Source organism: Aureimonas fodinaquatilis (assembly GCF_008369445.1).
GTDB classification, from domain to species: Bacteria; Pseudomonadota; Alphaproteobacteria; order Rhizobiales; family Rhizobiaceae; genus Aureimonas; species Aureimonas fodinaquatilis.
Window position 1 is genome coordinate 880,308 of the sequence record NZ_VTWH01000002.1, and the last position, 18,007, is coordinate 898,314.

Here is an 18,007-nt window from a genome sequence, read left to right on the forward strand (position 1 = left end):
ATGGCTGCTGAGAGAAGGTCTGTCTATCGCCACGCATTTACGACGCGGATGGCTCATTGGTTGTGGGCTGCCTGCCTGTTTTTCCTTTTGCTGTCCGGCCTTCAGATTTTTACGGCACATCCAACCCTTTACATCGGAAACCAGTCGGGTTTCTCCTTCAACAATTCGGTGTTTTCCATCGGCGCCTTTTATCAGGGCAGCGAGATGAAAGGCATTCTCAGTTTCGGGGGAATGCAGTTCGACACAACGGGATGGCTGGGCGCGGTGGAAGAGCAAGGCCGGCTTGTTGCCAAGACCTTCCCCGGCTGGCTGACCATCCCATCCTATCGCGACCTTGCGACTGGCCGAGTGGTGCACTTTTTCTTTGCATGGCTGCTGGTGGCAACATTGTTGCTGTGGTTTGTCGCCAGTGTTTTCAACCGCCATATTTCGCGCGATCTGGTGCCGCGCGGTGATGATTTCCGATCGCTTGGCCAGGATGTAGTGGATCATGCTCGGTTGAATTTCCACAAACGGTCAAGCTATGGCCCGTTGCAGAAAATGACGTATTTCGGTGTGCTGTTCGTTGCAATGCCGCTGATGGTGGCTACCGGGCTGACAATGTCGCCCGGCATGAATGCGGCCCTGCCATTTCTGGCAGATCTGTTCGGCGGGCGGCAGACTGCACGCACATTGCACTTTGTCATCATGCTTTTTCTGGTCGGCTTTTTTGCCATTCACATCATCATGGTTTTGCTGTCTGGCCCAATCAGTTCACTGCGCGCGATGATAACCGGGTGGTCCTCGGTGGAGCAGGAAAAGCCATGAAGCACAAACCAGCCCGACGCCGATTTTTAACGGGTGGAGCGGCGTTTTTCGGCGCAATGCCACTCAGCGGCTGTTTTGACGCGTCGGTACAGCGGGATAGCACCACACGCACTATTCTGGAATCCGCCAACGATCTGACATATCGCGTGCAGCGTTTGCTTTTGGGAACGAATTCGCTGGCGCAAGAATTTTCCGCCAGTGAAATACGTCAACCCATGCGACCGAACGGCGTCACCAACCCGCAGGACAGCGAGTACCTGACACAGGTAGCAAGCGATTTCAGCAATTACCGGCTGACAGTGGGTGGCATGGTTGCCCAACCGCTCAGCCTTTCACTTGAGCAATTGCAGGGAATGCCAAGCCGCACCCAGATTACGCGGCATGATTGTGTGGAGGGCTGGAGTTGCATTGCCATGTGGACCGGCACCCCGCTGGCGGCAATTCTGGACATGGCGCAACCGGCTGACAATGCGCGTTATGTGGTATTTTCATGCTTCGACACGATGGAATCCGGGCTTTCCGGTCCTGTGCGTTATTACGAGTCCATAGATATGCTGGATGCTCGCCACCCACAGACGATATTGGCCTATGCAATGAATGGACAGCGGTTGCCGGTTGCCAATGGCGCGCCTCTTCGGGTTCGGGTGGAGCGGCAGCTTGGCTATAAAATGGCCAAGTATATTCACACCATAACGCTGGCGGACTCCCTGCAACCGTTTGGCCGCGGCAATGGCGGATATTGGGAAGACCACGGCTATGAATGGTTTGCCGGCATTTGACCGGGGCAGTCTATTCTTCCGCAGTCAGGACAATTCCAGCCGCCGCAGCGTCCGCGTGGCGGCGCCGCCGACGGTCCGCTGCCTCCTCGTCTTCGCCCCACAATTCGATGTTCCAATCTTCATCAATCTGCGAAAGTTCAAAAGCTGCCTCCGCTGATAGGCGACCCTCCAGAACGGCAAATCCAAGAATTGCTGAACCGGTTATCGTTACCAGTTGATGTAAGGCAGCGATGACAAACGGGTCATCCAGCCTGTCTGCAATTTGCCAAAAGCCCGCCAGCGCCTCATCAGACTGGCTGATATGCATGACGCCGGCGGTTGATCGAAATTCGTTCCCAACTCTGTCAGACGCCCATTTCACGACAGGATCCCAGCCGGATTTCTGCTTTTCAATCAGGCGTTCGGGCCCCTCTGCTCTATAGAACAGAAGGTCGGTTTCAATGTAATTCGCCAGATCCTGCTTCACCGGTTCCGGATTGGCCATCACCCCGTCAATAACCGTGTTGGCAAGACGCGTCAGCGGCATGGTTTGCGGGTTTATCCGCTCTTCCTGTGCATTCCATTCCTGCACAATCTTTTCCGCAACACGGGCATTGGTCACATGCAGAACATTGCGCGCCGGTGTACGAACAGGGCGCTCATCCAGCAGAATATTGAACCGGCCTGGCTCAGCGATCACAAAAGACGCTGTCTTGTAAAATCGCTTGGGAAGTTCAGGTGCGGCAGGGGCCGTTTGACTCATGAGAAAGTTCCAGTCCGAGAGGCTGGCGCGCCAGCCCAATTGTGCAAAAGCAGTTCAAGATGGGCAACATCTTCTGCGACGTGGGCCGCACCCGCCTGCAGCAGTTGCTCCGGCGTGCACGCACCCCACGCAACACCAAGGCCCATTGCGCCTGCCGCGCTTGCCATAGCCATGTCAAAACTCGCATCACCAACAACCACGGTGCGCGCCGGTGCCACAGCCACCGCTTCGCAGCATTCCAGTACCATGGCCGGATCGGGCTTTGACGGGCAGTCATCCGCCGTGCGCACAACCTGAAACAAATCTTCCAGCCCGTGAGCTTCCAGCACATTGCGAGCACCAATACGAGATTTGCCGGTCACCATGCCGATCACAACATCATGCTGCTGCGCCAATTGCCTTACAAGGTCGGCCATCCCGTCATACAAAGGCTCGTCCACCAGCCCGGCCTGCCGGGCGGCGCGAAAGCTTTCACGGTAACGTTCAGCCAGTTCCTGCGCCTGTGTCATACTGATACCGCCCACCAGCCGATGCATTGCTTCCGGCAATGACAGGCCGATTATTCGGTGAATTGCCTCATCAGACGGCGGCGCAACGCCCTGCCTGACCAAGGCATCCCGCATGGTGCTGCAGATAACGGCAAAACTATCGGCAATTGTTCCATCACAATCAAACAGAACCAGCCGCATCAGTCCTGCTCCGCCGCTTCGTCAAAGCCGAACAGATTCCAGGTTTGAACCATATGCGGCGGCAATGGCGCAATCTGGTCGACAAAACCACCGGAAGGATGAGGAATGATGATGCGCCGCGCATGCAAATGCAGTTTCTTCTGCACCCCGCCCGGAAAATCCCAATTGGTGTCATGCTCAAAATATTTCGGATCACCCAGAATCGGATGGCCGATGTGCAAGGCGTGCACCCGCAACTGGTGAGTGCGGCCAGTGTGCGGCTCCATTTCCAGCCATGCGAAATTCTGCGCCACCTGATCGATAACCCGATAGTGGCTGAGCGCATGGTCAGCCCCGGTTTCACCATGACGCGCCACCCGCATACGGTCGCCATCCAGGGTCTGCTCTTTCACCAGATAGGTGGAAATCCGGCCCTCTCGCGGTGCGGGCACGCCCTTGACCAGCGCCCAATATGTTTTGCGTGTTTCCCGTTCACGAAACGCCTTTGTCAGCGCCACGGCTGCGCCTCTTGTGCGGGCAACGACCAGAATTCCGGTGGTGTCACGGTCAATCCGGTGAACCAGACGCGGCTTTTCGCCCCGCTTGCTGCGCCAGGATTCCAGCATGCCATCCACGTGGCGGGCAACGCCAGAGCCGCCCTGAACGGCAAGTCCAGCGGGCTTGTTGAAGACGAACAGTTTGTCATCCTCGTAAATCAGCATTTGCGACAGAACATCGACGTCATGCTGATCGCGAATGGTGTTGGCCGTCAGCGGAGCCACCTTGAGGCGGGCGGAATCGCCGCCCATCGGCGGCACGCGAACCACCTGCCCTGCTTCCAGTCGCGTATCGGTTTTTGCCCGGCCGCCATCCACCCGCACCTGGCCAGAGCGGAGCAACTTTTGCAAATGGCCAAATCCAAGGCCGGGATAGTGAAGCTTGAACCAGCGGTCGAGCCGCAAGCCAGACTCGTCCGCCTCTACTGTGACCTGTTCGACGGCCGACATGATGCATTCCTTATAACTGTTTGCACTCCGATAACCGAAAGCCGATATTTAAGCGAGGCTTCTTACCAGCCAAATACCAGCCGCCATGCTGAGCAGGCCAGCAATCAGCGTGCATGATATGTAGAGCAGCGCCGCAGCCGCCTGCCCCCGCTCCCATAGAAATGCGACATCCAGGGAAAAGGACGAAAATGTTGTGTAGCCGCCCAAAAGGCCTGTTGCCAGCAGCAGCCGCAACTCATTGGACACTCCGGCGCGGCGGGCCAGAACCTCGACCAGAACGCCCATCAGAAACGAGCCGGTGACATTGACAAACAGCGTGCCAAAGGGAAACCCGAAGCCAAGCCACCGCCCCGCCAAAACTCCGACGCCATATCGCAGAACCGAACCGGCAGCGCCGCCAACAGCCACCAGAATAATGTTCAGCATGTATCAGCGCTCCGGCTTGCCGCGCCGCAATTGGGCCCAGCGCTGCATTCTTTCACCAATGGCTATTTCTGCCCCTCGGGCCACCGGGCGATAAAAACTTTGTCGGCCCAGAGCTTCCGGAAAGTAGTCCTGCCCGGAAAATGCCTCTGGTTGGTCATGGTCATACTGATAATCGCGGCCATAGCCCTCATCCTGCATCAACCGGGTGGGCGCATTGAGAATATGGCGCGGCGGCAACAGGGACCCGGCCTCTCGCGCGGTGCGCATCGCCGCTTTATAAGCTGTGTAGACCGCATTGGATTTGGGTGCTGTTGCCAGATAAACGGCAGCCTGTGCCAATGCCAGTTCGCCTTCAGGGCTGCCCAGATAGTCATAAGCATCTTTGGCGGCATTGGCGACAACCAGCGCCTGCGGGTCGGCAAGGCCGATATCCTCCACTGCCATCCGCACCAGTCTTCGGCCAAGATAAAGCGGATCTTCGCCCGCATCGAGCATTCGGCACAAATAATACAAAGTGGCGTCCGGATCAGACCCCCGCACTGATTTATGCAGCGCAGAGATCAGATTGTAGTGCCCGTCCTGCCCTTTGTCGTAAATCGGCGCACGCCGCTGTACAACCTGGACCAGCTCTTCCGCGGTGAAGACCTCGCCTTTGCGGGCAGAACGCCAGATTTCCTCCGACAGCGTTAGAATTGCCCGGCCGTCACCATCCGCCATGCGCAGCAAAATCTCACGCGCACCTTCATCCACCGGCAGCGGCCTGCCTTCAATTGCCTCTGCCCGCTCCAGAAGCTGCAAAAGGCTGGCATGATCGTGCGATTGAAAGGTCAGCACCCGCGCCCGGGACAACAAAGCGGCATTCAACTCAAAGGACGGATTTTCCGTGGTGGCACCAATCAGAACCACCGTGCCGTCTTCCATCACCGGCAGAAACGAATCCTGCTGTGCGCGGTTGAACCGGTGAATTTCATCAACAAACAAAAGCGTCTGCCGGCCGTTTGCACGACGCAGCCTTGCGCTCTCAAACACTTTTTTCAGATCTGCCACACCGGAAAAAATTGCAGATATCTGCTCGAAGCCAAAATCAACTTCTTTGGCCATCAGCCGCGCCACGGTGGTTTTGCCCGTGCCCGGCGGACCCCAGAATATAACCGAGCCCAGAGTGCCGGTTTCCAGCATGCGGGTCAGCACGCCATCCGGCCCGGTCAAATGGTCCTGCCCCACCACCTCGGCAAGTGTCTTTGGTCGCAGCCTGTCAGCAAGCGGCCGCGCAGTCTGCGGGGCACTCGCGTCCTGGCCCGCAGGCCTGGATGAAGGTGCCGGAGTTCCAAACAAATCGGCCATAACAGTCTCAAGCTCCAGCCGGCAGCTTACCGGATTGACTGCGTCAACCGCTTGCCGTCCCGTTCAATTGCATAGTTCCAGCCACGCGCACGCGCTTGCGCTATCTCTACAAATTCGCTCGTGTCCTCAATCTGGGCGCCATTGACCTCCAGAATGATATCGCCCACCTGCAAACGCAAACGCGAAGCAATCGAGCCGCTTTTGACATCGGTTACGACCACGCCGGTTGTCAGCGTCTGCAGTTCCAGCTCGTCCGCTACACGCGGCGAAATATTGGCCACTGTTACACCGGAAAACGGATTGTTGCCTTCAATAAACTGCTCCTCACGCGGTGGCAGTTCTGGCGCTGCAACAAGCTGTATAGCAACATCGCGCTCTTCATCCTGCGTCAGGATTTTCATCCGCGAGGTGCGGTCAATGCCTGCGGTTGCCAGCCGGTAGCCCAGAGAATCCGGGCTATCAATGGCGAAACCGTCCATTTGCAGAACAACATCGCCCGGCCGCAACCCGGCGCGGTCGGCCGCGGCACCCGCGGCAACCGATTGCACCAGCGCACCAGACGGCCGCGTCATACCCAGTGCTTCAGCAACATCGCCCGTCACCTGCGCAAAGGATGCACCAATGTATGGCCGTTCAAATCTGCCACCACGTTTGGCTGCTTCGACGAACACCCGAACCATGTTGGAAGGAATGGCAAACCCTATGCCATTGGACCCGCCCGAACGAGAAAATATGGCTGTGTTGATGCCGATCAGCCTGCCCTGCATATCGATGAGCGCGCCACCGGAATTTCCCGGATTGATGGCTGCGTCGGTCTGGATGAAGTAGCCGAAATCGGCAACGCCGACATGCGTTCTGGCCAGAGCCGACACAATGCCACTGGTCACCGTCTGGCCGATTGCAAACGGATTGCCGATGGCAAGCACCAGATCGCCCGTTTCAATGGAGTCAGAATCCGCAATCGGCACGGTCGGAAACGCTTCGTCCGCATCGATGCGCAACACCGCAAGATCGGCCCGCGCGTCCTTCATCAGGATGGTGGAGGTGAATTCTCGCCCGTCACTCAGAGCGATTTTCACCTCATCTGCCCCATCCACCACATGATTGTTGGTGACAACCAGACCAGACGAATCAACCAGAACGCCGGAGCCCAGCGAGGACTGCATACGGCTGCGCCCGGACAGGCTGTTGCCAAAAAACTGCCCGAAAAACGGATCACCGGCAAATGGCGAACGCTCGGCCACCTGGCGTGCAGCATAAACATTGACCACCGCCGGCGCCGCATTTCGAACCAGCGGGGCAAAGCTGAGGGTGATTTCCGAATTGTTTTGCGGAACCTGAACATTTTCACGCTGGGAAGGCACAGGCACCGGAGCATTTTGTGCTGAAGCAGGCAGACCCGCACCACCAATCACAACACCCGACGCAACGACAAAAGACAACAGTTTTGAAATCACTGGCGACACCCGAATTGCAACACATCAAGAAACAGAAAACCGCCATATGGCGAGGATTGTCTTATCGGCGCACAGTGGCACAAAAAAAGGGCCAAACGGCCCTTAAATTGCTGAAAGATGCAAAATTTGCCTACTGGCTGTCAGCAGAACCGACTGCAACTTCAAGTTCAACCGTTCTGGTTGGCAATTCCGATGTGGTCGCATAGCTGGCCGTTAAAATGGCAAATGCAGCGACAGCCCCGAGAAGAATAAAAATAGTGCGACGCATCGAGAACTCGCTTGCGGTTGGGTGTGGGGTCCCATTGTCCATGACAGTCGTTTAATCCGGGTAAACAGCGCGGCAAAAAACTTTGCCGCAGCTAAAGTTGAAATTACCACTACAATGCGGAACGCTGTGCCTTGGTTGCTGTGTTCCGGAAATATACTTGGTCCGTCCGCCCTATCGCACGAAGTTCGAGACTTAGCTATCACCCGTTTGCAACAGTCTCACATTCTCGAAATTACAATTATAGGTTGTGATTTTTCCGGTGCTTCTGCTCAGGAAGTTCGACCAGACCATAACGTATCAAACTGTCTGCCAGAGCCAGCACGCCTTCCTGCGCCGAGCGAAAATGAAGACCGAGAATCGATTCTGCGGGCTGGGTGTCCAGAATACGATCCGATGCGACTTCGTCTGCCAGCATGGCCGCTTTGCTGGAGAAAAGCGCAGCCATGCGAATTGTCCAGTCAGGAATCGTCAAACGTGGCATCCGCTTTTTCAGCTCCGGATATTGCGCCACAATGATTGGCGCCAAAGCCTGCAGAGGCAAAGTCTGCGAACTGACAATGAAGCGCCGGCCCGCCGCGTTCTTGTTTCCCATAGCGCGAATATGAGCCTCTGCCACATCGCGCACATCCACCATTCCGAACCGCATATTTGGCAAAGCCGGAAGCCGCCCGTTCATCAGCATTGCAACCAGTTTCGCAGATGTACCGGTAACAGAGTCCAGCACCGGGCCGAAAACCAGAGAGGGATTGATTGTCGTCAACTGGGTGGTGCTGCCCTGCACAGAAGCCCACGCCGCCTGTTCTGCCCTGGTTTTGGATATGGCATATGCAGAAATGTGCGGGCTTTGCGTGTTTGAAAAATCTGCTTCGCCATATGCCGTCGCGCGTTTGCGTTCATGGCCGTAGAAGACTGATGCAACCGACGAAGTCAGAACAATACGTTCAACTCCCGCTGCCTTGGCAGCCTCCACCACACGCAAAGTGCCACCAACCGCTGCTGGTACCAGCGCCTCCCTGTCATTGGGCTGCGACTGCGGAAATGGCGATGCCGTGTGCATGACATATCTGCAATCTTTTGCGGCCTGCGCCCATCCCTCATCCTGTAAAAGGTCGGCTTCCACGGTTTCCAGCCGATTAACCGGTACTGCATGGTCCTGCATGGTCTGCCGCAACTGACGAGCCTTTTCAGCATTGCGGACCGTGCCACGCACGGTATGTCCCGCGCCAAGAAGCCCCGCAACGATGTGCTTGGCTATGAAGCCGGAAGCACCGCTTACCAGTACCCTGCCATCATCCACTTCCTGCATGCTCAGTCTCCATCAACGCAAAACCGCCACTTCAACCGGCAGGAGCCTGCAACAGACTTCTGTTCTTCCGGTTAAAATGGCGGTGATTTCATTTCATGAGAGCGCCGCTTCTTACAGCGCTCTGTTTATGGCCCATCAGGCCGCAGCAGTGTCCAGAACCTTATTGGCGTTACCAGCGGTGGCAATTTCAATACGGCGCGGTTTCATGGCTTCCGGAATGACACGCTCCAGATCAATGTGCAGCAAACCATTTTTCAGGTTCGCGCCTTTAACCTCGACATGTTCAGCCAGTTGGAAGCGGCGCTCAAATGTCCGGGCAGCTATGCCGCGATGCAGATACTGGGCGTTGGAGTTTTCTGTTTCAGACCGCTCACCCTTTACCGTCAATACATTTTCGCGCAACTCGATGTTGAGTTCGTTTCCGTCAAAACCGGCAACTGCCATGGTAATGCGGTAGGCGTGCTCGCCAGTGCGTTCGATGTTGTAAGGCGGATAGCTTTGGGCATTTTCAACACCGCTGACGCTGTCGAGCTTGGAAAAAAGCCGGTCAAAACCAACGGTGGAGCGATAGAGCGGAGCAAAATCTACATGACGCATTGTGTGTGTCCTCTTAGAGCAACGTTTGTAACTGAACATCGCCATTAGAACCCCCGGATTTGGCGGGTTCGACCTGTTCAACGGCCCCTTGACGGCGGCCGTGACATTCAGATGGGGAGCCATTTTCAACGGTTCAAGCCCCCTGTTGCAAAGATGAACCCTGGATGAATGCCGCCGTCCGAGAGCGTTCATCCTGCGGCCGATATGGTGGACTTCAACTGCAATACGATCGCGCCGTCCCGTCCCTTCCGACGCGATCGTCAAAGTGCTTCAGGTGGTTTTTTTCGATCACCTGAAGCACCCCAATTTGCGAACACAACACTTCGCAATTGCGTCAGAACGAGCCAACAGAATATTCCTCGCTGTTCTCAAGGGCGGAAATGATCTAGAAGCCGACCGAACCTGTGATGAAGATCTGAAGTTGCATGGCTGATAGCGGCATTTTCTTTTTAAGTGACATGAACCCGCATCCCGAACGGCTTTCGGGAGGGTTTGTCGCTACGCCCAATCGCCGTCGATTGCGGTATGCAATATCGCGGCCCGTTGGCCAAAGCCGGGGCACAACCATCATTTTTCCCGGCCGCAACGAATATCTTGAAAAATATTTCGAGACGATGGCTGATCTGAACAAGCGTGGCTTCACGGCATTAATTTTTGACTGGCGCGGTCAGGGTGGATCCGACCGTATTCTCCGCAACCCGGCCAAAGGGCACATTGGCAAGCTGGATGAGTATTTCGCTGATTTTGAAATGATTTTCAAAAACGTCGCCTTGCCGGATTGCCCGCGCCCCTACTCCATTCTTGCGCATTCCCTGGGTGGCCTGGTGGCGTTGCGGTTCATGCCACGTCTGGTAAGCCGGGTTGAAAGGCTTGTTTGCTCCGCTCCGCTGATAGCCATTCCGGGCAGCCCTCGTCGTCAGGGCCTTCTGGCATTTCTTGTTGCAAGTCTGCGCTATTCAGGCCTGGGGCGCCTGCCATTCCGCCGGCTTAACAGAACCGGCGCTGACTGGAATGTTGCCACCAATCCGCTGACCAGCGATCCACACCGATTTGAGCGCAACCGGCAGATGAGCCTGCAAGCGCCACATCTGGGCGTTTCCATGCTGACAGCAGGGTGGTTGCATGCCTCCTTCCGCGCCATGCGGAAACTGCGGAATTCCGATGTTATTGCCACAATGCATTTGCCAACACTTTTTGTGCTGGCCGGTGCAGACACCGTTGTTGACACGGCGGCGGCGGAGAAACTTGCCTGGCGCATGCGCTCCGGTCATTCATTGACCATACCCTATGCCCGGCATGAGCTTTTGCAGGAAAAAGACGAGTATCGCGAACAGCTTCTTGCCGCATATGAAGGTTTCGTCGAAAGCTCCATGCCGCTCATTTCATATGAAACAGCCGGTCTGGAGCCAGAAAACCTGCCCGAGCCCACAGTTTAGTCCGGCAGCAAATCTCACCGATTGAGGATTTCGAGAACTTGTGAATGCAGTTTCGGTGTTGCGGCTGCCAGGACATCACCACCGTTTTCCGCACGCTCGCCAGACAGAGTGGTTATAATGCCCCCCGCCTGCTCAATCAGCGGAATCAAGGCCACAATGTCGTAGGGCTTGAGCCCGGCCTCAAAGCAAATGTCCACATGCCCGGCAGCCAGCATGGCAAAGGCATAGCAATCCAGCCCGAAACGGGTGAGCTGCACCTCTGCCTCCAGCGCTTCAAACCGCTCTTTTGCTTTACCGGCAAACATTCGGGGATTGGTGGTGGTTAATGTTGCACCCGCCAACGAGCCGACGTCTCGAACGGCAAGCTTTGACTGGCCCCCCGGCCCTTCCAGAAAAGCACCCTCGCCTACGGTCCAGAAATTTTCACCAATATAGGGCTGGCTCATGATCCCGGCTTGCGCCACGCCATCATAGGTCATGCCAATCAGCGTGCCCCAGGCTGGAACACCGGAAATGAACAGTCGGGTCCCATCAATCGGATCTATCACCCAGCGCGCACGGTCATTTCCATGCTCGCCAAACTCTTCACCCAAAATCGCATGCTGGGGAAACTCGGTCTGTATCAAACTTACAATGGCGCGTTCCGCCTCCCGGTCAGCTTCGGTAACCGGGTCAAAATCTGCTGCAATCTTGTTATCAACCACCAGCTTCTGCCGAAACCTCGGCAGGGTTTCAGCCGCGGCAGCGGCAGCAAGTCGGAACAGAAATTCCCGCGTGGGTATCTGGCTCATTGGCTGGCGCTCACTTTCACTTCGCTTCTGGATTGGAGATCATTCAGCCGCGGCTCGCCGGGGAATGCTGGCAAGCGCCTCTTCCGCGAATGCCGCTACGAACAATTGCAGGTCATAACGCAGCATGGAAAAGCGCGGAGTTGGAATAAATGCGGATTCATCCGCGTAAAGCGCGCGATTGATCTCGATCTGGACTGCATGAACATTGTGGTGCGGCTGCCCGTAATGCTCGGTGATATAGCCACCGGCGTAAGGCTTATTGCGCGAGATATTGTAGCCCAGACCTGACAGGCAGGACTGCATCGCAGTGACAAGCTGACCTGAAGAGCTGGTGCCGAAACGATCGCCGAGCACAAAGTCCGGCTTGGAGTTTCCCGGCATGGCGCGCACTGCCGAAGGCATGGAGTGACAATCAATCAGAATTGCAATGCCAAAATGCTTGAGTGTGCGGTCAATCAACGCGCGCAAGGCAGCATGAAACGGAAAATAGATCGTCTCGATGCGCTGCATGGCATCGGCGACGGGAATCCTGTCGCGGTAAATTTCCTGCTTTTCAGCCACAATACGTGGAATAGTGCCCAGACCACCAGCAACCCGCACCGAGGCCGTATTGATGTTCGGCGGCAGCTCGCCCTCGAACATCCCCGGGTCAAGCTCATAAGGCTCGCGGTTCAGGTCCAGAAAGGCTCGTGGAAAGCGTGCCATCAGCAAAGGCGCGCCCATGCCCGGCACAAAGTCAAAAAGGCGATCGACAAACAGATCTTCCGAACGTCGAACAGCATCCCCCTTCAGTCTGGAGGATGTGATGAAATCCAGCGGATAGGCCCGCCCGCTGTGAGGTGAGCAAAAGACAATCGGCAGGGTCTGGAGCTCAGGCTCAAAAACTTCAAATGCCGGACATGGGCCATCTGAGGTTTCAAATGTTGGAATGTCCTGCAGCAAACCGACCCGTTCTCCCCGTTTCACCCGCGCATGCTTTTTGTCAGTTTATAGAATGTGCAACCTGCAAAGCCAATAATGCACTTCAAATCAAGCGGGCTTATCTGCTAGAGCACATTTACGTTCAATCTGTGCCGCCGAATTAATGGCCGGTGGCATTTTCGCGTTTCTTCGAATCGCATAAAGGCTCCTGAGCAGTCTTGGTGCGATAGTGCGAAACGGCTTTGCATCTGGAATTGCATTAAACCAATGAGTTAGGGTGCGAGGCAATTTCCTGGAAAAGCGACGCCGCCCTAACGCACTGGAAACTGTTTTATGCAAAGTTGCAGCTTGGCCGGCATTCGAGACCGGTGCAGTAGGTAGATACGATGTCGAAAATTCTTTTGGCCGAAGACGACAACGACATGCGCCGGTTTTTGGCCAAGGCGCTGGAAAAAGCGGGTTACGAAGTAACTGCGTTTGACAATGGCAGCAGCGCTTACGAGCGCCTGCGTGAAGAGCCGTTTTCGTTGCTTCTGACGGATATCGTCATGCCTGAAATGGATGGCATTGAACTGGCGCGTCGGGCAACCGAGCTGGACCCGGATTTAAAGGTCATGTTCATCACCGGTTTTGCTGCTGTGGCGCTGAATCCGGACTCGAAAGCACCCAAGGATGCACGGATTTTATCCAAACCGTTTCACCTGCGCGAACTTGTAGAAGAAGTGGGCAAAATGCTGCAGGACGCAGCCTGAACTAATTTTTTGGATATGAGAATTTGAGGCACGGAATCACTTGACCGTCTAACGCTCGTGTGGTCTATCCCGCCTCGTTGAATGGGCGTGTAGCTCAGCGGGAGAGCACTACGTTGACATCGTAGGGGTCACAGGTTCAATCCCTGTCACGCCCACCATTCAAATCAACAACTTAGCGTCTGACTGCGAAGTTCTCCACAGGTTCGATGAACCTGAGACCTCCGAATTTGCTTCTAAGTTTGATCTGAACCCTCCTGAATTGGCCCGGAGGATGAAATGCCAAACCCATCCAATCGATATGCTTCAGCGCTCGTGACAGGACCAATAAGCCACTGAGCGATCAAGAGGTGCTGCAAAGTTGCACACCGTTCTTTGATGATCAGCTTTTGCAATTGCTGCGCAATCTTGCATCCGAGAAGCTGGACAATTTCCCATAGGGGTTTTTGACGCTTTTTCGATCGAGCTTGTCAGCAAGATTGGCGATGCTGATTGGACGACGAAATACATCCCGTTTTGTGGCTGCTGAAAAAGCCCCTTGCCGGAACTATTCGATTGTCAGACTTCGGAAGGCGGCGCGGTCTCGTTCAGGCCGGTCGGGAGCGTTTCCCGATGTGGCAGCGGGCAACGCCGGTCGTTAAGCGAACAGTGGATCGCTCTATTCTATGGACACCGCGAGGATTTCGTTTGAGATACTGTCGCCGCACTGGGGACCACCAGCCATGAAATAGGCCTCGCCGGCGACGGTGGCAGCTCCATTGCCATGACGGGCCTCTGGTAGGCTGGTAACAGTCGTCCATTCATCCGACTCGGCGTCGTAAATGTAGGCGTCGGCAAAAGCGAGGTTGTCAGCACCGCATTCGCCGCCGGCATAGATGATCTTGCCATCGACAACGGTTGCAGCCCCTGCAGAGCGCGGTGCAGGAAGTGGTGCAGCTTCGGCCCACAGCTGCGTTGCTGGATCATATACGTCGTGGCGGTCGACATTCTCATCATACCCATCCAGCCGCCCGCCGATGACGTGAATTTTGCCATCGAGCTCAACTGCAGCCAAGTGGTCCCTAGCCGGACCAGGAAGGTTACCAGCGCTGGCCCACTGGCCGGTGGCCGGGTCGAATATCTGATGTGAGGAGTCCGTCCCGATACCCTGCAGCATTGGCGTTTCGGCAAAGGGCAGAGGAAGCTCGGCAGTTTCCCGCGAGTGCCTGCCAGCGATAGCATGGATTTTGCCGCCGGCAGCGACCACCGAAACCGAACCGCGAGGGTGAGAAATTGCTGGAATACCGAACCAGGTGTCCGTCGCGATATCGTAGACGAAGGCGGCATTGGTTGGGTTCATGTGAATGATGTTGGTGAAGCCGCCAACGGCATAGATCCTCCCATCGAGGTAGGCTGCACCCACATGCGTAAGGGGTTGAGGTAGAGGCGTAAGCTCAGTCCAACTGTCGGTTTCAGGATTGTAGCTCATGTTCAAGGTCGATGCCCATTGAGGGTCGGCTCCCTCTACTTCCATGGTGCCCGCGAGGGCGTAAATGCGTTCGTTGTCGCTGGCGACACCCACTTGCGATCGCTTCACATCGGCAGGTGTGCGCGGCTCCCAGGTTACTTCGGCGCTCGCCGCTGCAGTCGTTACAAGCAGGCTCGCGCACAGGATCGCGAGGCTCCTGAAATGTACGCCTGGAACATAGCGAGGAAAATCAATCTTCATTTCAGACTCCAAAATGTTTGCCTTTGCGCTCACAGATCGGGAGCGCATACCGCGACAATTGCCTCGGGCCACGGCATGTGGATTCGATGCAGTGCTGACTGAAGGTTGAAGCTGAAGTCCACCTGAAGGCCAGAACGTTCGGATTGGCGTCCGGCTGAATTGCAGTGAATCGCAATCACCGATATCTGGCGCTGGAGAGTGCAATGAGAGGCTTGCTCGTCGAAGACGACAACACGGTCGGGGACAAAAGTGCGAACCGCCTAATGCGAGGGCGGTATGCTGTTTCCTGAATGGGAAGCATCGCCGATGCCCTCTGGGCAGCGGGTGCAGATGATCATGATCTGATGATTCTGGGTTTGGGGCTGACCGATGCCCGACAGTTCAATGACATCGCTGGTACGCAGGCTCAATCCCTGTCACGCCTACCATTTAAACAATAAATTGAAACTCGAGCACATATTGCTCGGCAGGCTTATTCAACCTGCCCCTGCAAAAAACTGTGGCAGTCTCACTTCATCAACGGGACTGGTTCCCTGTTCCGGTGACCATGAGAAACCGGCTTTGCCAGCGGCCGCCCCGGTTAAGGGGCGCCCGCCTGCTCGATTTGAGTTTCGCTTAGTTAAAGCGATAGGAAATCTTGGCAGTGATGGTGTGGAAGTCGAAATCGCTTGAACCGGTGAAGTCGGTGAAGCCACCAACGCCGCCACCAAATGCGCCCGAAACGAAGCGTGTGTAGGAATCATCATCGCCGAGGTTGGTGTAGAGATATTCTACGCCGAACGAGATGTTGTCGGTTACGAGGAAGTCCATGCCGCCACCGACGGTATAGCCCCAACGGTCGCTGCTGTCCGGAAATGCCGACGCTGTTGCGAACGGTGCCGAGTTGGCAGAGAAACGGTAGCTGACATCACCGTAAGCCACACCACCTGTTGCGTAGAACAGGGTGGTTGGTGTTACGAGGTAACCTGCACGCAGACGACCCGTGGCGAAGTAATCAAGCTCGCGCTCAGCCGTGTAAAAGGCAGGCGTGCTTGAGAAAGCGCTCTGGCTCTGGCTGAGATTTGCAGCGTTGATATCGAGTACGGCGCCGAGAACCCAGTTGTTGATCTGGTAGTCGTAACCGACGTGACCGCCGCCGACGAAGCCGGAACCGAAGCTCGACTCGTAGTTGCTGCCGAATGCACTGGCAGGAAATGCGCCAGGAAAGCTTGGCACGATGCTGAAATTATCCGGGCTTGACGGGTTGAAACCGCCGCCGCCCTGAACGCCGAGATAGAAGCCCGTCCATGACGGTACTTCAAGCGCTGCAATCGGGGTTACGATCGGCTCGTTGTAAATGACGTCAGCCGCTGCAGCAGGAAATGTCATGGCAGCAACAAAGCCTGCCGCGAGAAATTTCTTCATGTTAACTCCATGAGATCACATATCATTTTTGATATTCTCATGTCGTCGCAAGTTTCAGCGTTACACAACAAGGAAAAAACACGCTAAAATTGTACACATTCATCAAAACATCGTGCTTACTGAGTACACTTGATTTTAAGAGTTTCAGTTCCACCCAATGAACCTCGAAGGAAAATCACGCATTGTGAGCGGCGGCGATCTGAACGCTCTCATAACCAGTTTCGACAGCGAAGTTACTGAGCAGCGGACATTTCATCCCTGACCATGGACCGCGCAACTGCCGCCAGGTGGCCGCTCGTTCAAATCAATTCGACGAAAACTCAAGCCTTGAAAAAATGTTGAATCATGCTGAACCTCTCCGCGCCGAAGAAGCGGTAGCCATAGACTTCGGGGCCGCGATCAGGCCTTCCCTCTGCGCATGCTTGCGCATCAGCTTTCTTGCCCGGCGTATAGCCTCGCCCTTTTGCCTGACGCGTTTTTCCGAAGGTTTCTCGTAAGCACGGCGCGCTTTCAACTCTCGAAAAATCCCTTCGCGTTGCATTTTCTTTTTCAACACTCGGAGGGCCTGATCAACGTTATTGTCTCTGACTAGAACCTGCAAAATATCTCCTGTTCGTGGTGTACCCGATCGGCATATCGATGCTTCAATACGGCGAAGGGACGTAGATGACGCAATAAAGAAATTATAGCACGGCAAGAACGGCAATAAAAATATAAATAAATATTTCTCATTGTAATTTCACAAAAAATTCCATATATGCAAGTAGTGATAATTATCACATCCGGGTTTTCCACGCCACTTGCGTGACTAGATCAATCGCCCGGCCTGAAAGTTTACATGAAAAATATTAATCAACTCCGAGCTGACGCTGAGCGTTTATTTTTGCCTGTTGTCAGTTCCAGTGGTTCCAGCGCTGTCGCTTGCCAGTCTGACGCGGGCCAAGCCCGCGCCAAAAGCGTCAGGTTGAAAGCACTTCGCCTCGCAAGAGATGCCGGACCAGCTTACGTCAAGTGTGAAACATGAGTGTTTCCCAGAACTGGTCGGAGGACTGGATACGCTCAATATCACTCGCAGGATTTTTGAGCGCCTGCTTGCTCGCTCATCTGCTCTTTTAAAAACAACCAGCAGCCTATAGGAAAATTGCCATGGCACTTGCGAAGATCGGGTTCTATCGGCAACGTGTTGCCGAATGTGACGCGCAGCTTGAAAGCGTGACACTCGCCAATATCAAGGAAAAGATCATTCAATCGCGAAACGCGTGGGCTGCAATGGCTGATGCGGAGGCTGCTCGGGAAAACGAGCGCCTTTCGGCGATTGGCACGTTGGATTTGCAACAGAAAGATCCTGCAGCGACGCGCGCATAGACGATTGCGAAGGCGACAGAGCAAGTCTGCCTTGCCAAGCCCTGCAACCTGCACCTTCAAATATCGGACCTTGAGGCAATGTGCGGGGTGTAATAGTCGCCTGCCTGGCCATCGAAACATCATTCCGTCAAGGCTGAATGGCGCCTGCCATAGAGATCGAGTGAGTGACCACTTCGCCGATCGGACATCACTGACACTCACTCACACTGGCCATTTCGGCGCAATACAATCA

18 protein-coding genes and 1 tRNA gene are annotated in these 18,007 nt (G+C 55.4%); 6 read left to right on the top strand and 13 right to left on the bottom strand.

What is annotated here, in order from left to right; genetic code table 11:
• Entirely contained in the window at positions 1 to 807 is an 807-nt protein-coding gene (locus tag FPY71_RS10310) for a cytochrome b/b6 domain-containing protein (RefSeq protein ID WP_149300165.1), read from the top strand.
• Positions 804 to 1,586, top strand: coding sequence for a molybdopterin-binding protein (locus FPY71_RS10315; RefSeq protein WP_149300166.1), 783 nt, complete (start codon positions 804 to 806; stop codon positions 1,584 to 1,586). Before FPY71_RS10310 ends, FPY71_RS10315 begins: the two co-directional genes overlap by 4 nt.
• 10 nt (positions 1,587 to 1,596) lie before the next feature.
• Here the strand turns inward: FPY71_RS10315 and FPY71_RS10320 are convergent, their stop codons facing one another.
• From FPY71_RS10320 to FPY71_RS10355, 8 genes are all read right to left on the bottom strand, one after another.
• Positions 1,597 to 2,328: an ATP12 family chaperone protein gene (locus tag FPY71_RS10320; RefSeq protein ID WP_149300167.1), complete on the bottom strand. Its 732-nt coding sequence runs from the start codon at positions 2,326 to 2,328 to the stop codon at positions 1,597 to 1,599.
• Entirely contained in the window at positions 2,325 to 3,017 is a 693-nt protein-coding gene (locus FPY71_RS10325) for an HAD-IA family hydrolase (protein WP_149300168.1), read from the bottom strand. Before FPY71_RS10325 ends, FPY71_RS10320 begins: the two co-directional genes overlap by 4 nt.
• Positions 3,017 to 4,003, bottom strand: coding sequence for an RluA family pseudouridine synthase (locus tag FPY71_RS10330; RefSeq protein WP_149300169.1), 987 nt, complete (start codon positions 4,001 to 4,003; stop codon positions 3,017 to 3,019). Before FPY71_RS10330 ends, FPY71_RS10325 begins: the two co-directional genes overlap by 1 nt.
• A gap of 48 nt (positions 4,004 to 4,051) precedes the next feature.
• Entirely contained in the window at positions 4,052 to 4,429 is a 378-nt protein-coding gene (gene crcB, locus FPY71_RS10335; RefSeq protein WP_149300170.1) for a fluoride efflux transporter CrcB, read from the bottom strand.
• 3 nt (positions 4,430 to 4,432) lie between these two features.
• Entirely contained in the window at positions 4,433 to 5,773 is a 1,341-nt protein-coding gene (locus tag FPY71_RS10340) for a replication-associated recombination protein A (RefSeq protein ID WP_149300171.1), read from the bottom strand.
• Positions 5,774 to 5,799: 26 nt separating this feature from the next.
• A complete protein-coding gene (locus FPY71_RS10345; protein WP_149300574.1) occupies positions 5,800 to 7,188 on the bottom strand; it encodes a Do family serine endopeptidase in 1,389 nt (462 codons plus the stop codon).
• Between the two features lie 548 nt (positions 7,189 to 7,736).
• Entirely contained in the window at positions 7,737 to 8,804 is a 1,068-nt protein-coding gene (locus FPY71_RS10350; protein WP_149300172.1) for an NAD-dependent epimerase/dehydratase family protein, read from the bottom strand.
• Between the two features lie 135 nt (positions 8,805 to 8,939).
• The gene (locus FPY71_RS10355; protein ID WP_149300173.1) at positions 8,940 to 9,401 is read right to left on the bottom strand and encodes an Hsp20 family protein; all 462 of its coding nucleotides are present in this window, start codon (positions 9,399 to 9,401) and stop codon (positions 8,940 to 8,942) included.
• Between the two features lie 425 nt (positions 9,402 to 9,826).
• On the opposite strand from FPY71_RS10355, the gene FPY71_RS10360 reads away from it, so the two are divergent.
• Positions 9,827 to 10,837: an alpha/beta fold hydrolase gene (locus FPY71_RS10360; protein WP_149300174.1), complete on the top strand. Its 1,011-nt coding sequence runs from the start codon at positions 9,827 to 9,829 to the stop codon at positions 10,835 to 10,837.
• A 14-nt stretch (positions 10,838 to 10,851) separates the two neighbouring features.
• Here FPY71_RS10360 and hisN read toward each other — a convergent pair whose 3' ends face one another.
• The gene (gene hisN / locus FPY71_RS10365; RefSeq protein WP_149300175.1) at positions 10,852 to 11,628 is read right to left on the bottom strand and encodes a histidinol-phosphatase; all 777 of its coding nucleotides are present in this window, start codon (positions 11,626 to 11,628) and stop codon (positions 10,852 to 10,854) included.
• A gap of 39 nt (positions 11,629 to 11,667) precedes the next feature.
• Positions 11,668 to 12,567, bottom strand: a complete 900-nt coding sequence (locus FPY71_RS10370) for an N-formylglutamate amidohydrolase (protein ID WP_425457880.1) — start codon at positions 12,565 to 12,567, stop codon at positions 11,668 to 11,670.
• A gap of 368 nt (positions 12,568 to 12,935) precedes the next feature.
• Here FPY71_RS10370 and cpdR point away from each other — a divergent pair, with 368 nt between their 5' ends.
• Positions 12,936 to 13,301 carry a cell cycle two-component system response regulator CpdR gene (gene cpdR / locus FPY71_RS10375; RefSeq protein WP_149300176.1) on the top strand — a complete coding sequence of 122 codons (366 nt, stop codon included), beginning with the start codon at positions 12,936 to 12,938 and terminating at the stop codon, positions 13,299 to 13,301.
• 83 nt (positions 13,302 to 13,384) lie between these two features.
• A tRNA-Val gene (locus FPY71_RS10380) sits at positions 13,385 to 13,459 on the top strand.
• A gap of 497 nt (positions 13,460 to 13,956) precedes the next feature.
• Here the strand turns inward: FPY71_RS10380 and FPY71_RS10385 are convergent.
• The 3 genes from FPY71_RS10385 to rpsU all read right to left on the bottom strand — a co-directional run bounded on the left by FPY71_RS10385 (position 13,957) and on the right by rpsU (position 17,011).
• Positions 13,957 to 15,006, bottom strand: a complete 1,050-nt coding sequence (locus FPY71_RS10385; RefSeq protein ID WP_149300177.1) for a Kelch repeat-containing protein — start codon at positions 15,004 to 15,006, stop codon at positions 13,957 to 13,959.
• A gap of 615 nt (positions 15,007 to 15,621) precedes the next feature.
• Positions 15,622 to 16,410, bottom strand: coding sequence for an outer membrane protein (locus FPY71_RS10390; protein ID WP_149300178.1), 789 nt, complete (start codon positions 16,408 to 16,410; stop codon positions 15,622 to 15,624).
• 343 nt (positions 16,411 to 16,753) lie between these two features.
• Positions 16,754 to 17,011: a 30S ribosomal protein S21 gene (gene rpsU, locus FPY71_RS10395; RefSeq protein WP_149300179.1), complete on the bottom strand. Its 258-nt coding sequence runs from the start codon at positions 17,009 to 17,011 to the stop codon at positions 16,754 to 16,756.
• 545 nt (positions 17,012 to 17,556) lie between these two features.
• Between rpsU and FPY71_RS10400 the strand changes: the two genes are divergently transcribed.
• Positions 17,557 to 17,775 (top strand): hypothetical protein, encoded by a 219-nt coding sequence (locus tag FPY71_RS10400; RefSeq protein ID WP_149300180.1) that lies wholly within the window; start codon positions 17,557 to 17,559, stop codon positions 17,773 to 17,775.
• The last annotated feature ends 232 nt before the right edge of the window (positions 17,776 to 18,007 follow it).

Coding starts and splice junctions, on each gene's coding strand:
- FPY71_RS10310 (WP_149300165.1), top strand. CDS start 1: ATGGCTGCTGAGAGAAGGTCTGTCTATCGCCACGCATTTACGACGCGG.
- FPY71_RS10315 (WP_149300166.1), top strand. CDS start 804: ATGAAGCACAAACCAGCCCGACGCCGATTTTTAACGGGTGGAGCGGCG.
- FPY71_RS10320 (WP_149300167.1), bottom strand. CDS start 2,328: ATGAGTCAAACGGCCCCTGCCGCACCTGAACTTCCCAAGCGATTTTAC.
- FPY71_RS10325 (WP_149300168.1), bottom strand. CDS start 3,017: ATGCGGCTGGTTCTGTTTGATTGTGATGGAACAATTGCCGATAGTTTT.
- FPY71_RS10330 (WP_149300169.1), bottom strand. CDS start 4,003: ATGTCGGCCGTCGAACAGGTCACAGTAGAGGCGGACGAGTCTGGCTTG.
- crcB (WP_149300170.1), bottom strand. CDS start 4,429: ATGCTGAACATTATTCTGGTGGCTGTTGGCGGCGCTGCCGGTTCGGTT.
- FPY71_RS10340 (WP_149300171.1), bottom strand. CDS start 5,773: ATGGCCGATTTGTTTGGAACTCCGGCACCTTCATCCAGGCCTGCGGGC.
- FPY71_RS10350 (WP_149300172.1), bottom strand. CDS start 8,804: ATGCAGGAAGTGGATGATGGCAGGGTACTGGTAAGCGGTGCTTCCGGC.
- FPY71_RS10355 (WP_149300173.1), bottom strand. CDS start 9,401: ATGCGTCATGTAGATTTTGCTCCGCTCTATCGCTCCACCGTTGGTTTT.
- FPY71_RS10360 (WP_149300174.1), top strand. CDS start 9,827: ATGGCTGATAGCGGCATTTTCTTTTTAAGTGACATGAACCCGCATCCC.
- hisN (WP_149300175.1), bottom strand. CDS start 11,628: ATGAGCCAGATACCCACGCGGGAATTTCTGTTCCGACTTGCTGCCGCT.
- cpdR (WP_149300176.1), top strand. CDS start 12,936: ATGTCGAAAATTCTTTTGGCCGAAGACGACAACGACATGCGCCGGTTT.
- FPY71_RS10385 (WP_149300177.1), bottom strand. CDS start 15,006: ATGAAGATTGATTTTCCTCGCTATGTTCCAGGCGTACATTTCAGGAGC.
- FPY71_RS10390 (WP_149300178.1), bottom strand. CDS start 16,410: ATGAAGAAATTTCTCGCGGCAGGCTTTGTTGCTGCCATGACATTTCCT.
- FPY71_RS10400 (WP_149300180.1), top strand. CDS start 17,557: ATGGCACTTGCGAAGATCGGGTTCTATCGGCAACGTGTTGCCGAATGT.